This is a genomic window from Litoribaculum gwangyangense, assembly GCF_039543505.1.
Taxonomy (GTDB): Bacteria; Bacteroidota; Bacteroidia; order Flavobacteriales; family Flavobacteriaceae; genus Litoribaculum; species Litoribaculum gwangyangense.
Genome location: NZ_BAABJW010000005.1, coordinates 48,526 through 63,176, shown reverse-complemented (window position 1 = coordinate 63,176; position 14,651 = coordinate 48,526). Strand labels below are relative to the sequence as shown.

Genomic DNA, 14,651 nt, shown 5'->3' with positions numbered 1-14,651 from the left:
GAATTGAATATAATAAAAAAGCCTTTCAGTATTGAAAGGCTTTTTAAATATAATATGTCTCTTAAATTATTTTTTAAATTTAGAGTATTTATTTTTGAATTTATCGATACGTCCAGCAGTATCAACCAATTTAGATTTACCTGTGTAATAAGGATGCGAAGTTCTGGAAATCTCCATTTTAATTAATGGATACTCTACACCATCAACTTCAATTGTTTCGTTCGTATCTGCAGTAGATTTAGTTAAAAACACATCATCATTAGACATATCTTTAAACGCTACTACTCTATAATTTTGTGGATGTATACCTTTTCTCATCGCTGATTGCTTTTATTCATTTCAATTTTGGAAGTGCAAATTTAGGTAATTTTTATAAATTCGCAATAGTTTTTTTTATTTTTTATTATAGTAAAATATTTATCATTTTAGTATCTATATTTACCTCTCGTTAAGCTTATTAAAACTGGCAAGATATTATGGAAAAGTCACTAAAATCGCAAGCTATAAATTATGGGGTTTATTTAGGTATTTGCCTATCACTGCTATTCTTTTTTGCTTATATATCTGATTTGAATTTATTTGTAAATTTTTGGTATGGCATATCAATTTACCTAATTGCCATTATTTTTGGTGCTATTGCCATTTTAAAAACTAAAATTCGGCTCCATGGGTTTTTATCTTTTAAAAATTGTTTTTCTTTGTATTTTCTGACCGTTTTAATAGGTTTAACTATAAGTTCAATGCTAAGTTATATCATATTTAATTTTTTTGATACTGATTCAGCTGAAGTATTAAAAGAAAAAAGTATTGAAAAAATGGTTGAAGTGCTTGAACAAATGAAAAAGCCCTCAGAAGAAATTGAAGCTACTGTTGATGCTGCCAAATCTAATAACCTATACTCTATTTCAAATGTTTTTAAGGGTTTGAATTTTAATTATTTAGTTCCTTTAAGTATTATTGGATTATTGTTATCCGCTGCTTTACAAAAAAATAACCCAAACCAAGCATAAATTCAGTATTTTTGAAATATTAAAATTGAAATTATTTAAATGAATATATCAGTAGTCATACCACTACTCAACGAACAAGATTCTTTAACCGAATTATACGATTGGATTGCAAAAGTTATGCAATCCAATCGTTTTTCATTCGAAATTATCTTCATTGATGATGGCAGCACTGACAATTCGTGGAAAATTATCTCAGAACTTTCCCTTAAGGATAAACAGGTAAAAGGCATACGATTTTTAAAAAACTATGGAAAATCTCAAGCTTTACATGCTGGTTTTGAAAAAGCCAAAGGCGATGTAGTAATAACTATGGATGCCGATTTACAGGACAATCCAGATGAAATACCCGAACTTTACAATATGATAAAAAATGAGGGATTCGATTTGGTTTCTGGTTGGAAAAAAAAACGTTTCGACTCGGTTATATCAAAAAACTTACCCTCCAAATTGTTTAATTGGGCAGCGCGAAAAACTTCAGGTGTCAAGCTTAATGACTTTAATTGCGGCCTCAAAGCTTACAATATTGATGTAGTTAAAAATATTGATGTTAATGGCGAAATGCATCGCTACATACCTTTGCTTTCAAAAAATGCGGGATTTACTAAAATTGGTGAAAAAGTGGTGCAACATCAAGCCAGAAAGTATGGGGAAACAAAATTTGGCATGAACCGTTTTGTACATGGGTTTCTCGATTTAATCACTATTTGGTTTTTATCTCGTTTTGGCAAGCGACCAATGCATTTATTTGGTGCTTTGGGCGTTATTATGTTTGCCATTGGTTTTAGTTTTTCATTATATTTAGGTATTGATAAATTATTTTTAAATCCTTCCGGAAGACTCATAACCCAGCGCCCTCAATTCTACCTAGCTCTTTCTACAATGGTTATTGGCTCCCAATTTTTTGTTGCTGGTTTTTTAGGAGAAATTATATTACGTAACAGACCAGACAAAAAACGTTATTTAATTAAAGATGAATTAAATTTAAATTAACAAGGCATTAAAATACTTTAATGAAATTCAAAACAATGATTTTTTTAAAAGTTATTACACTCAATTGTTTAAATTTGAAATTATAATTAGAGAATTATTATGATATACATTGAACCAAAAATTTTAGAGCGAATAAACGCTTGGTTAACACCAACTTTTGACACTGATACCCAAAGCATTATCAAGGATAGTATTGCAAACAATCCAAAAGACATACAGGAAAGTTTTTATAAAGACTTAGAATTTGGAACTGGTGGCATGCGCGGAATCATGGGTGTTGGCACTAACCGGATAAATAAATATACACTTGGTAAAAGTACGCAAGGATTAAGTGATTATTTACACAAACAGTTCCCTAATGAAACTCCAAAAGCCGTAATTGCTTATGATTGCAGACATAATAGTAAAACCTTAGCAAAGGTAGTTGCCGATGTGTTTTCTGCAAATGGTATTGAGGTGTATTTATTTGAAGATTTGCGCCCTACACCTGAGTTATCATTTGCTGTAAAACACTTAAATTGCCATTGCGGTATTGTTTTAACGGCTTCTCATAATCCCCCAGAATACAATGGTTACAAAGTATATTGGCAAGATGGCGGGCAATTAGTACCACCTCATGACGATGCTGTTATCAAAGTCATCAATCAAGTAAATTATTCAAATATTAAATTCAAACCTAACCCAAGTCTAATTCATAATATAGCAAAAGATGTTGATGATGTCTTTATCGATGCTTCCGTAAAAAACGGCAGTGTAGGCGCGACACAATTAGCAAAAGATAATTTAACCATCGTTTTTACATCGCTTCATGGAACATCCATTACCGCTGTTCCAGAAACTTTAAAACGTGCTGGTTACAAAAATGTACATATTGTAAAAGAACAAGAGGTTCCCAATGGAGCTTTTCCAACGGTCGCATCTCCTAACCCAGAAGAACCGGCTGCTTTAAAAATGGCTTTAGAATTAGCTGAAAAAGTTAATGCCGACATCGTTATTGGTACAGACCCAGATTGTGACAGATTAGGTGTTGCAGTGCGCAACTCAGAAAATCAATTACAGCTTTTAAACGGAAATCAAACGATGCTCATGATGACCGATTTCCTATTAAAAAAATGGAAATCCGAAGGCAAAATAAAAGGTAAAGAATTTATTGCATCAACCATAGTTTCAACACCGATGCTAAACAAACTGGCAGATGCATATGGTGTTGAGAGCAAAATTGTTTTAACTGGTTTTAAATGGATAGCTAAATTAATCCATGATTTCCCAGAATTAGATTTTATTGGTGGTGGCGAGGAAAGTTTTGGCTATATGGTAGGTGATTTTGTTCGTGATAAGGATGCGGTGACTTCTACCCTCTTAGCATGCGAAATTGCTGCGATTTCAAAGTCAAATGGAAGTTCATTTTATGAAGAACTTTTAAAACTTTATGTAGAACACGGTTGCTACAAAGAAAAATTGGTGTCACTTACCAAAAAGGGTATAGAAGGCGCACAAGAAATCAAACAAATGATGACAGATGCTCGTGAGAACCCTCATAAAATAGTAAACGGTTCCAAAGTGATGAAAATTGAGGATTACGACTTATCAATTTCAAAAAATTTAGTGACGGGCGAAGATACCATTATAGATATCCCAAAATCCAATGTGATAATTTATCACTTAGAAGACGGTAGTCAAGTAGCTTTAAGACCGAGCGGAACAGAACCTAAAATAAAATTTTATGTAAGTGTAAATACGAAATTAAATAATGTCGCCGATTTTAAAGAAACAGAAGCTAAACTTGACAAAAAAGCTGAAGATATTTTAAAAGACATGAAGCTTATTTAATGAACCATTTTTTAAACATTTTAAGGTATGCAAAACCTTATAAAAGTTATGCTATAGGACACATTATTTCTAATGTGTTTTTTGCTTTATTTGGTGCTTTATCTTTTGTAGCCTTAATACCCATGTTGGATATTTTATTTGAAAAAGATAAAGTAACTCCCATCATAAAGCCAGTTTATTCAGGAATTTCAAACTTGAAAGATTTCTATAAAGATTATTTAGCGTACCAGGTAAATCTATATGCGGAAAATGATCCTCAAAAGGCTCTTTTGCTAGTAGTTTGTCTTATCATTTCTTTGTTCCTGCTTAAAAATATTTTTGGCTATTTGGCCAATTACTTCATGGTTTTTTTAAGAAATGGTGTTGTTCGAGATTTAAGGAATGCTGTTTACAAAAAAACCGTAGAGTTACCGCTATCTTATTTTTCAGAACAAAAGAAAGGAGACATCATGGCTCGAGTGACTAACGATGTTTCTACATTACAATATTCTATGCTGCCCGTTTTAGAACTAATCGCGAGAGAACCATTGATGATTTTAGTTACCATAATCATGATGTTAATTATAAGTGCAAAATTAACACTGTTCGTTTTCATTTTCATTCCTCTTTCCGGTTTAATCATTTCAAGAATTGGTAAAAGTCTAAAACGGAAATCTGACCGAGTACAGAATGAACAAGGTGTTATTTTATCAACTTTAGAAGAAACTTTAACAGGCTTAAGAATCATAAAAGGTTTTAATGCCGAAAAAAAATTCGACACAAAATTTCAAGACTCTTCAACACGATTTTATAACTTTTCCAATAAACTATTAAATCGTCAAAACTTAGCTTCACCTACCAGTGAATTTCTAGGGATTTTGGTTATATCTATCCTGTTGTGGTATGGTGGGCAATTGGTACTAGTAGATAAATCTTTAGATGGTAGTTCATTTATAGCCTACATGGGTCTTGCATATAATATCATGGTTCCAGCCAAAGCCATTTCCAGAGGACTTTATAATATTAAACAAGGAAATGCTGCAGCAGAACGCATCCAAGAAATTATTGACACACCCAATCCATTAAAGGATAAAGAAAATGCTGTTGTTAAAAATAGCTTTGATTCAGAAATTGAATTCAAAAACATTTCATTTAAGTATGAAGACGAGTATGTTTTAAAAGACTTTTCTTTAACTATCCTAAAAGGAAAAAAAGTGGCTTTTGTTGGTCAATCCGGTAGCGGAAAGTCAACCATTGCAAACCTTATTACCCGTTTTTATGATGTAAACAAAGGGGAAATTTTAATAGATGGGCTGGATATTAGAGAGCTAACAACTAGCTCACTTAGAAATCAATTGGGCATAGTTACCCAAGATGCTATCCTATTTAACGACAGCATTAAAAACAACCTCAAATTAGGCAATGAAAATGCGAGCGATGAAGAAGTCATTGAAGCACTTAAAATTGCCAATGCCTGGGAATTCGTAAAAGACTTACCAGAAACCATCAATACCAATATTGGGGATTCTGGAAACAAACTTTCTGGAGGCCAAAAACAACGTTTAAGTATAGCTCGCGCAGTTCTAAAAAATCCACCTATCATGATTTTGGATGAAGCCACCTCAGCTTTGGATACGGAAAGTGAGCGATTGGTTCAAGCGGCTTTAGAGAATATGATGAAAAACAGAACTTCTATAGTTATTGCCCATAGATTGTCAACCATTCAAAATGCTGATGAAATTGTAGTACTCAATAAAGGGGAAATAGTCGAACAGGGAAAACATAACGAACTCATTAATAAAAATGGTGTTTACAAAAAGCTTGTAGATATGCAGAGTTTTGAATAAGACCAAAGGTTTATAAAATAAAAAAGGATAGAGATTTGGGTTTCTATCCTTTTTTGTTTATGCTAGACTTGGGGACGACTAACACCATAAGTAGGTTTCGCTTACAAACATATACTATAAAAACAAGTTGTGCAAGAAAAAATGTATTTAATCGTATATTTAATGCATTTCATCGATTTTTTATTATTCAAAATATTGTATTTCAATCACTTACTATATCCATAAAAATCTGATTAAACTTTTAGTATCTTTATTAGTCTAAAAATTAAACATTTTTTGTGACAGACGAAGCGCAACTGTTAGAACTATTAAAATCTCCAACCCATAAAAACCAAGCTTTCAAAGAGCTCTTAAGGTTGTATAAAGAGCGCTTATATTGGCACATACGGCATATTGTTAAATCTCATGATGATGCAGACGATGTACTACAAAATACTTTTATTAAGATTTACAAAAACATTAATGCTTTTAAAGGCGATAGTAAATTGTATTCTTGGATGTACCGTATTGCGACTAACGAGTCCATAACCTTTATAAACAATAGGGCAAAACAATTGCAAATAAGCAACGAGGAAGCACAACAATTAGCAATAAGCAACTTAACATCTGATGTTTATTTTGAGGGAGATGCCATTCAGCTTAAATTGCAGAAAGCCATATCAACATTACCGGAAAAACAACAAATCGTCTTTAACATGAAATATTTTCAAGATATTAAATACTCAGAAATGTCAGATATATTGGAAACTAGTGAAGGCGCCTTAAAAGCTTCCTATCATTTCGCGGTAAAAAAAATTGAAGCATATTTAACTAATAATTAAACTTTTAACAAAAAAATAAGTCTTAAACTTAAGATGAAAAAGAATCTAAAAAATATCCGTTCTACGGGGTTTAAAGTTCCAAAGGATTACTTTGAAAATTTTGAGGAAACGCTTTTGGGTGAAATTAAATTAAAAGAAACCATACATAAATCTGGTTTTAAAACACCTGAATCTTATTTTGAAACAATTGATGATACTGTTTTAAAATCAATTGAAACGAATTCAAAAGTAAAGCAATTAATCCCTTGGAAACAATTAACCTATATTTCTGGAATTGCTGCTTCTATCTTAATCATTATTAACTTGTATTTAAAAAATTCAAAGAATCAAGTCAGTTTTGATTCCTTGGAGACAGCTTCTATAACTCATTATTTAACTGAAGAAGAATTTAATGCCTATGAATTGGCTGGTCTATTTTCTGAAGAAGAATTAACTTCGGACAAATTCATTGAAGAACCCATAAAAGAGTCTGCTTTAGAAGCTTATCTTTATGAAAATGCTTCCATAGAAGACCTAATAACAGAATAATATTATGAAAAAAATAATACTCTTAGTTCTTTTAGTATTCACATTGAGTATAAATGCCCAACACAGAAAAGAACGCATCAAATCCTTAAAAATAGCTTTTATTACAGAGCGTTTACAACTTACTGAAAAAGAAGCAGAACAATTTTGGCCCATTTATAATGCTTTTGAAGATGCCAATCATGAGATTAGAACTAAGTCTTACCAAAACAAAAAAAATATTGATTTTGAAACTATATCTGAAAAAGAAGCTAAAGAACTTGTTGATAAAAGCATCATATTGGAAGCCCAAAAGTATCGTTTGGAAGAAAGCTTCATCAAAGATTTGCAAAGGGTACTTCCTGCAAAGAAAATCATTCTATTAAAAATGTCTGAAGAAGCTTTTAAACAGCGTATGTTTGATGAATTTAAAAAACGAAGGGAAAAACCATAGTTTAAAGGAGCTTATTAAGTTCCTTTTTTATTCTCTAAAAATTAGTTTAGAAATTCTGCCAGCGCCAGCAGCATAAGCAATACTATCATTTAAAAAGCGGATGGTATAAAAACCTTCATCACTTAAATGCTTCCAAGTTTCTCCAGTATCGTTGCTGTAATCAATACCTTTAAAGCCAACAGCAACCAACTCTCTTCCTTTCCTGTTTGGTATATACTGCACACAACTTCTATATCCAGGATTTTGATTCTTCGCTACTAATTGCCATGTTTTTCCGCCATCAATCGTTTTAATTTTGTTAGCTGCATTGTCATCGGGTTTGGTATAATCGCCTCCTATGGCAAATCCGTTGAGTTCATCATAAAAATCTATGGAATAAATCCCTTCCGTTTCTTTTTCTTTTACTATTGGAGTATCAAAAACTTCCCAAGTATATCCTTTGTTCGGCGAATAATAAACACGACCAGCAGTGGTTGCCACCCAAGTATTATCGCCCACAATGGCAATATTAGTGTCGCTTGCTGCAAAGGCCCCTTCGTTTTCTGTTCCTTTTGGCAACTCATCACAAGTTACTTTTGTCCAAGTATTGCCACCATCCCGCGTAATGATGACGCTTAAACACCCATCGGTAGAATCTCCTATGGCAATGCCTTCCTGATCATTCCAAAAATCCATAGAATCGTAAAAGGCTTTGGGATGGTTTTCTTGGTAAACGATAATCTTTTCATCATTCTTAATCTTATATAGTCTTGTTGGGGAACCAATATTTATGGCAAAACCATTTTTACCAGTTGATGAAAATGCTCTAAAATTATTTTCAACACTATCATGCGCTATAGGAATAGGGTACAGAATATTTGTTTTCTTATCAAATTCGCTATAATAAACACTACCACCAAAACCGTTTGAAGTAAGAAAAAAAACATTATCCCCATTTACTATTTCTAAAGCCCTAACATTCAAAAGCGAATCCTGTAAAAGCGTTTCAATTTCAACTTTACCAAAATCTCTGGGTATAAACTTTTCCTTTTTACCACAAGAAATCAAAAACGCTAAAACACAAAAACCCACTCGAAACTTTTTCATAAAATTGTAATTTTTATAAAAATAAAAAAGCTAAATCAATAAACTCATAAACGTTTAAACAAATACACATATAAAAACGTAACTTTGCAGCCTTATTTACACAACATGCGACTACACAGAAATTTATGCTTTGCGGTTATTGATGGACTAACCCTCATTTTTAATGAAGGTAACTATGCCGATAAGGTGATACAACAACTACTAAAACGTGATAAGCGTTGGGGTGCACGCGATCGTGCTTTTGTAGCCGAAACCACTTATGATATAGTACGTTGGAAACGTTTATATGCTGAAATTGCTGAAGTTAAAGAACCATTTGACCGTGATAACCTGTGGCGCATGTTTGCTGTTTGGGCTACCCTAAAAGGCATAAAATTACCAGATTGGAAATATTTTGAAAATACCCCATCGCGCAAAATTAAAGGGCGATTTGATGAACTTTCAAAAATTAGAAAATATAAAGAATCCATCCCCGATTGGTTGGATGAATTAGGCGAAAAAGAATTGGGAAAAGCTGTTTGGACTAAAGAAATGGCTGCATTAAACGAGCAAGCCGAAGTTATTTTAAGAGTCAATACTTTAAAAACCACTAAGGATAAATTACAAGCCGAACTTTTTGATTTAGATATTGAAACCGAGTTTTTAAAGGATTATCCAAATGCATTAAAATTAAAAGAACGCGCCAATGTGTTTTCAACCGAGGCTTTTAAAAATGGCTTGTTTGAAGTACAGGATGCATCCTCACAAGTGGTCGCAGAGTTTCTAGATGTTAAACCTGGAATGCGTGTGGTGGATGCCTGTGCTGGCGCTGGTGGCAAGACGCTTCATATTGCCTCGTTAATGGACAATAAAGGTCAAATCATTGCTCTAGATATTTATGGCAATAAGCTTAACGAGCTAAAACGTCGCGCCAAACGAAACGGTGCCCACAATATTGAAACACGCGTTATTGATTCTACCAAAGTAATCAAAAAACTATATGATAAAGTTGATCGAGTTCTGATAGATGCCCCTTGTTCTGGTTTAGGAGTTTTACGAAGAAATCCTGATGCCAAATGGAAATTACAACCCGATTTTATTGAAAGCATAAAAAAAACACAACAGGACATCCTGCAACAATACTCCAGAATGGTAAAAGCTGGTGGGAAAATGGTATATGCAACCTGTTCCATTTTACCTTCTGAAAACCAAAAACAAGTTGACGAATTCTTAACATCCGATTCGGGAAAAGATTTTATTTTTGTAGAAGATAAAAAAGTGTTGGTTTATAAATCTGGTTTTGACGGATTTTACATGGCCCTTCTAGAACGGAAAAAATAGATTACATGAAGCAATTTTACCTTTTATTTTTATTCATTTCAGTTTTAAGTTTTGCGCAATTAACACCCCCAACAAAACTGCAAGCTTACTACTCTGGTGTCGATTTTTCATTAACTGGAAATAATTTGTATAATGATTTAGCATTTGAAGTCATTGCTTCACATACTACATTTCTTACATACTCTCAAAGACATAATTATTTGTATGATGCAGATGAAGATTTATCAAATACTTCAAATGTGATTTTAATTTACAGTGGTGAGAGTAGAAATGAAAATGAATATGAATCTGGATCTAATACTTATTTACCCCAAACATTTAATACAGAACATGTTTATCCTCGTTCCTTATTGGATAATTCGAATGCGGAAGCAGATTTACATCTGTTGAGATCCTGTGATATCAGTACAAATTCTAGTAGAGGAAATGACCCATTTACAAGTGGTTCTGGTAATTATGGCTCAACGGGAGGCGCTTGGTATCCAGGAGATGACTGGCGAGGTGATGTAGCTAGAATAATTATGTACGTTAATCTAAGATATAATGAACCTTTTTCAGATGTAGGTAATTTAAATTTATTTTTAGAGTGGAATGCCATCGATCCTGTTTCACCGCTGGAAGACCAGAGAAATAGTGTAATAAGCGCAGTTCAAGGCGTTAGAAACCCATTCATAGACAACCCTTATTTAGCAACAGTAATATGGGGAGGCACTCTTGCAGAAAACAGATGGAGTACTTTATCTGTAAACAATGTTTCCAATTCACCTTTAAAACTTTATCCAAATCCGGTTAAGGGAAACGAGGTTTACATTGTATCCAATCAAGAAATTCTAGTAGAAGTCTTTAACATTCTTGGCAAAAAGGTCAAAACCCAAAGCATGACTTCAAATCAAAAAAATTAAACATATCGAATTTACCAAAAGGCCTTTACGTTTTAAGGATAAGGAATGGTAAAATTGATATAACCAAAAAACTCATCAAACAATAACATTTTAAGCGCCTTGTAGAAGGCGCTTTTTTTGTTCAAAACCTCGTGGATAACTATCTGTTTTACATGAAATATTTAATCAGAATTACAACTAAAAAAAGTAAATTTGCACTTTCAATAAACAACACAAATTAAGACCTAATGATTCATTTCTTTGGAAACGTAAACAGCGTGGTATTTGCTGTTCAAACAACAAAAGAATTATCAACCGAAACCATTTCTAAATTAGTATGGTTATTTGGTAACCAACCCAAAATAGAACAAGCATCGCTAGATGCTTTTTTTGTTGGTCCACGTAAAGCCATGATAACTCCATGGAGTACCAATGCTGTTGAAATCACTCAAAATATGGGTATTCAAGATATTATCCGTATTGAGGAATTTAAAGCTGTTTCTAAAGATTATAAGGATTACGACCCGATGATTTCTGAGAAATTTAACGGATTAAACCAAGAATCATTTACCATAAATATTGAACCTGAATCCATATTAAACATTGAAGATATTGCTGCTTACAATCAAAAAGAAGGACTATCATTAAGTGATGAAGAAGTACAATATTTGGAAGCGGTTTCTAAAAAAATTGGAAGACCACTAACCGATTCTGAAGTCTTTGGATTTTCTCAAGTAAATTCAGAACACTGTCGCCATAAAATATTTAATGGCACCTTTGTAATTGATGGAGTCGAAAAACCCACGTCATTATTCAAACTCATTAAAAAAACATCAGAGACACATCCAAACGAAATCGTTTCAGCTTACAAAGATAATGTAGCTTTTATAAAAGGGCCCATAGTTGAACAATTTGCTCCAAAACGTGCGGATGTACCAGATTTTTATGAAACTAAAAATTTTGAATCGGTTATTTCTTTAAAAGCCGAAACGCACAACTTCCCAACTACTGTCGAACCTTTTAATGGTGCAGCAACAGGTTCTGGTGGAGAAATCAGAGACCGTCTGGCTGGCGGAAAAGGTTCACTTCCCCTTGCTGGAACTGCGGTTTACATGACATCTTATTCAAGATTGGAAGAAAATAGGCCTTGGGAAAAAGCCATGAAGGAGCGCAAGTGGCTATACCAAACACCTATAGATATATTAATTAAAGCCAGTAATGGTGCTTCAGATTTTGGAAATAAATTTGGTCAACCGCTCATTTGTGGTTCAGTTTTAACTTTTGAGCACGAAGAAGATGCCAGAAAACTTGGTTTTGATAAAGTGATTATGCAAGCTGGTGGTATTGGATATGGTAAAGCAGACCAAGCAATTAAGGACAAACCTCAGGAAGGTGATAAAATTGTTATTCTTGGCGGTGAAAACTACCGTATTGGTATGGGTGGTGCTGCCGTTTCATCAGCAGATACTGGTGAGTTTTCATCTGGAATTGAGCTTAATGCGGTACAACGTTCCAACCCAGAAATGCAAAAACGTGCTGCCAATGCTGTAAGAGGTATGGTGGAAAGTGATGAAAATTATATTATTTCCATTCACGACCATGGTGCTGGTGGACACTTAAATTGTTTATCTGAATTGGTTGAAGAAACTGGCGGACATATCAATTTAGATAAATTGCCCGTAGGAGACCCAACGCTTTCATCCAAAGAAATAATAGGTAATGAATCCCAAGAACGTATGGGATTAGTGATTTCAGAAAAACATATAGAAACTTTAAAAAAAATTGCTGATAGAGAGCGTTCGCCAATGTATACTGTTGGTGATGTAACAGGAAATAACCGCTTTACTTTTGAATCTAAAACCAAAGGTGACAAACCAATGGATTTAGCTTTAGAGGATATGTTTGGAAGTTCTCCTAAAACTATCATGACCGATAAATTAGTAAATAGAAATTATGAGGATTTAAACTACCATCCTGATAAAATTCTTGATTACCTGGACCAAGTGCTACAACTTGAAGCTGTAGCCTGTAAAGATTGGCTAACCAATAAAGTAGACCGTTGTGTTGGTGGAAAAGTAGCGAAACAACAGTGTGCTGGTCCTCTACAATTGCCTTTAAACAATGTAGGTGTGATGGCTTTAGATTTTAAAGGAAAAGAAGGCATTGCAACATCTATTGGTCATGCACCTATATCTGGTTTAATTAATCCAAAATCAGGAAGTAAAAATGCTATAGCGGAGGCTTTAACCAATATTATTTGGGCCCCTTTAAAAAATGGCTTAAAGTCAGTTTCATTATCTGCCAACTGGATGTGGCCTTGTAAAAATGAAGGGGAAGATGCACGTTTGTATGAAGCCGTTGTAGCCGTTTCAGAATTTGCCATCGAATTAGGTATCAACGTCCCTACTGGCAAAGACTCCCTTTCCATGAAACAAAAATATCCCAACGAAGAGGTGATTGCTCCAGGAACTGTTATTATATCAGCTGCTGCGAATTGCAACGATATTTCCAAAGTTGTGGAGCCTGTTTTTCAAAAAAATAAAGGAAGTATCTATTATATCAACTTATCGCAAGACAACTTTAAATTAGGTGGCAGTTCTTTTGCTCAAGTGCTCAATAAAATTGGTAAGGAAACACCAACGATTTCAGATGCTAATTCTTTTAAAAATACGTTTAATATCATTCAAGAATTAATAAAAAAAGATTTCATAGTTGCCGGACATGATGTCGCCTCAGGAGGTTTAATAACGACCCTTTTTGAAATGTGTTTTGCGGATAACACTCTTGGAGCTGAATTGGATTTAACTACTTTGAATGAGAAAGATTCTATAAAATTGTTATTTTCTGAAAATGCGGGAATAGTTTTTCAAGCAAAAGATGATTCTATAGAAGACATATTAAAATCTGAAAATATTGAATATTTCAATATTGGAAAAGCTACTGAAAGTGATGTTTTGAGTATCATTAACCATAAGGAAGTTTTCACACTTACCATATCAAGATTGAGAGATGTTTGGTACAAAACCTCTTTCCTACTCGACCAAAAACAAACCGCTAATAACTTAGCAAAAGCAAGATTTGAAAATTATAAGAATCAACCATTAAAATATGAGTTTCCAAAACATTTTACGGGAATTCTACCAAAAATAGACGGAACTAAACCTAAACCAAAAGCTGCTATCCTCCGAGAAAAAGGAAGCAATTCGGAACGTGAAATGGCAAACGCCATGTATCTTGCGGGCTTTGATGTTAAAGATGTTCATATGACCGATTTGATTTCAGGTCGTGAAACCTTGGAGGATATTCAATTTTTAGGAGCTGTTGGAGGTTTTAGCAATAGTGATGTTTTAGGATCTGCGAAAGGTTGGGCAGGTGCCATAAAATATAACGAACGTGCCAACAAGGCTATTCAAAATTTCTTTAGCAGAGAAGACACACTCTCTGTAGGTATTTGTAACGGATGTCAATTATTCATGGAACTGGAAGAAATCAATCCTGATCATGAAATACATGGTAAAATGACTTACAACGATTCCCATAAACACGAAAGCAGCTTTACTTCAGTAAAAATACAAGAGAATAATTCAATCATGCTTTCAACACTGGCTGGAAGTACTTTAGGAGTTTGGATTTCTCATGGTGAAGGTAAATTTAAACTTCCTTATTCTGAAGACAACTATCACATTGTTGGGAAATACAGTTATGCTGAATATCCACATAACCCTAATGGTTCAGACTATAATACCGCTATGATGTGCGATAAAACAGGACGGCATTTGGTAACCATGCCGCATATTGAACGCTCTACTTTCCAGTGGAATTGGGCTAACTATCCTCAAAATAGAAAAGATGAAGTTTCCCCTTGGTTGGAAGCTTTTATAAATGCTCGACTTTGGATTGAAAAGAAGTGATTAAATAAAAAAACCCCG

At 33.6% G+C, this 14,651-nt stretch carries 13 protein-coding genes; 11 read left to right on the top strand and 2 right to left on the bottom strand.

Going from position 1 to position 14,651, the window contains the following annotated elements; all coding sequences use genetic code 11:
- Nucleotides 1-66: 66 nt before the first annotated feature.
- Nucleotides 67-318 carry a type B 50S ribosomal protein L31 gene (locus ABD963_RS13945; protein WP_345277838.1) on the bottom strand — a complete coding sequence of 84 codons (252 nt, stop codon included), beginning with the start codon at nt 316-318 and terminating at the stop codon, nt 67-69.
- A 158-nt stretch (nt 319-476) separates the two neighbouring features.
- On the opposite strand from ABD963_RS13945, the gene ABD963_RS13940 reads away from it, so the two are divergent.
- From ABD963_RS13940 to ABD963_RS13910, 7 genes are all read left to right on the top strand, one after another.
- Complete coding sequence (locus tag ABD963_RS13940) at nt 477-1,010, top strand: DUF4199 domain-containing protein (protein WP_345277837.1); 534 nt, start codon at nt 477-479, stop codon at nt 1,008-1,010.
- Nucleotides 1,011-1,049: 39 nt separating this feature from the next.
- Nucleotides 1,050-2,000 (top strand): glycosyltransferase family 2 protein, encoded by a 951-nt coding sequence (locus tag ABD963_RS13935; RefSeq protein ID WP_345277836.1) that lies wholly within the window; start codon nt 1,050-1,052, stop codon nt 1,998-2,000.
- A gap of 99 nt (nt 2,001-2,099) precedes the next feature.
- Nucleotides 2,100-3,830: a phospho-sugar mutase gene (locus tag ABD963_RS13930; protein ID WP_345277835.1), complete on the top strand. Its 1,731-nt coding sequence runs from the start codon at nt 2,100-2,102 to the stop codon at nt 3,828-3,830.
- Nucleotides 3,830-5,656 (top strand): ABC transporter ATP-binding protein, encoded by a 1,827-nt coding sequence (locus tag ABD963_RS13925; protein ID WP_345277833.1) that lies wholly within the window; start codon nt 3,830-3,832, stop codon nt 5,654-5,656. Before ABD963_RS13930 ends, ABD963_RS13925 begins: the two co-directional genes overlap by 1 nt.
- A gap of 278 nt (nt 5,657-5,934) precedes the next feature.
- A complete protein-coding gene (locus tag ABD963_RS13920; RefSeq protein ID WP_345277831.1) occupies nt 5,935-6,477 on the top strand; it encodes an RNA polymerase sigma factor in 543 nt (180 codons plus the stop codon).
- A gap of 33 nt (nt 6,478-6,510) precedes the next feature.
- Nucleotides 6,511-7,005, top strand: coding sequence for a hypothetical protein (locus ABD963_RS13915; RefSeq protein ID WP_345277829.1), 495 nt, complete (start codon nt 6,511-6,513; stop codon nt 7,003-7,005).
- Nucleotides 7,006-7,009: 4 nt separating this feature from the next.
- Nucleotides 7,010-7,435, top strand: coding sequence for a hypothetical protein (locus tag ABD963_RS13910; protein WP_345277827.1), 426 nt, complete (start codon nt 7,010-7,012; stop codon nt 7,433-7,435).
- A 27-nt stretch (nt 7,436-7,462) separates the two neighbouring features.
- Here ABD963_RS13910 and ABD963_RS13905 read toward each other — a convergent pair whose 3' ends face one another.
- Entirely contained in the window at nt 7,463-8,521 is a 1,059-nt protein-coding gene (locus ABD963_RS13905) for a WD40/YVTN/BNR-like repeat-containing protein (protein ID WP_345277825.1), read from the bottom strand.
- 105 nt (nt 8,522-8,626) lie between these two features.
- Here ABD963_RS13905 and ABD963_RS13900 point away from each other — a divergent pair, with 105 nt between their 5' ends.
- The 4 genes from ABD963_RS13900 to purL all read left to right on the top strand — a co-directional run bounded on the left by ABD963_RS13900 (nt 8,627) and on the right by purL (nt 14,633).
- A complete protein-coding gene (locus ABD963_RS13900) occupies nt 8,627-9,841 on the top strand; it encodes an RsmB/NOP family class I SAM-dependent RNA methyltransferase (protein WP_345277823.1) in 1,215 nt (404 codons plus the stop codon).
- Between the two features lie 5 nt (nt 9,842-9,846).
- A complete protein-coding gene (locus ABD963_RS13895; protein ID WP_345277821.1) occupies nt 9,847-10,743 on the top strand; it encodes an endonuclease in 897 nt (298 codons plus the stop codon).
- 2 nt (nt 10,744-10,745) lie between these two features.
- Nucleotides 10,746-10,829, top strand: a complete 84-nt coding sequence (locus tag ABD963_RS15370; protein WP_425562817.1) for a T9SS type A sorting domain-containing protein — start codon at nt 10,746-10,748, stop codon at nt 10,827-10,829.
- A 141-nt stretch (nt 10,830-10,970) separates the two neighbouring features.
- Nucleotides 10,971-14,633: a phosphoribosylformylglycinamidine synthase gene (purL, locus tag ABD963_RS13890; RefSeq protein WP_345277819.1), complete on the top strand. Its 3,663-nt coding sequence runs from the start codon at nt 10,971-10,973 to the stop codon at nt 14,631-14,633.
- Nucleotides 14,634-14,651: the final 18 nt, after the last annotated feature.

What these genes read in the sequence shown, in the direction of transcription:
- ABD963_RS13895 (WP_345277821.1), top strand. Translation starts at nt 9,847, where the DNA reads ATGAAGCAATTTTACCTTTTATTTTTATTCATTTCAGTTTTAAGTTTT.
- ABD963_RS13940 (WP_345277837.1), top strand. Translation starts at nt 477, where the DNA reads ATGGAAAAGTCACTAAAATCGCAAGCTATAAATTATGGGGTTTATTTA.
- ABD963_RS13935 (WP_345277836.1), top strand. Translation starts at nt 1,050, where the DNA reads ATGAATATATCAGTAGTCATACCACTACTCAACGAACAAGATTCTTTA.
- purL (WP_345277819.1), top strand. Translation starts at nt 10,971, where the DNA reads ATGATTCATTTCTTTGGAAACGTAAACAGCGTGGTATTTGCTGTTCAA.
- ABD963_RS13900 (WP_345277823.1), top strand. Translation starts at nt 8,627, where the DNA reads ATGCGACTACACAGAAATTTATGCTTTGCGGTTATTGATGGACTAACC.
- ABD963_RS13930 (WP_345277835.1), top strand. Translation starts at nt 2,100, where the DNA reads ATGATATACATTGAACCAAAAATTTTAGAGCGAATAAACGCTTGGTTA.
- ABD963_RS13910 (WP_345277827.1), top strand. Translation starts at nt 7,010, where the DNA reads ATGAAAAAAATAATACTCTTAGTTCTTTTAGTATTCACATTGAGTATA.
- ABD963_RS13925 (WP_345277833.1), top strand. Translation starts at nt 3,830, where the DNA reads ATGAACCATTTTTTAAACATTTTAAGGTATGCAAAACCTTATAAAAGT.
- ABD963_RS13905 (WP_345277825.1), bottom strand. Translation starts at nt 8,521, where the DNA reads ATGAAAAAGTTTCGAGTGGGTTTTTGTGTTTTAGCGTTTTTGATTTCT.
- ABD963_RS13945 (WP_345277838.1), bottom strand. Translation starts at nt 318, where the DNA reads ATGAGAAAAGGTATACATCCACAAAATTATAGAGTAGTAGCGTTTAAA.
- ABD963_RS13915 (WP_345277829.1), top strand. Translation starts at nt 6,511, where the DNA reads ATGAAAAAGAATCTAAAAAATATCCGTTCTACGGGGTTTAAAGTTCCA.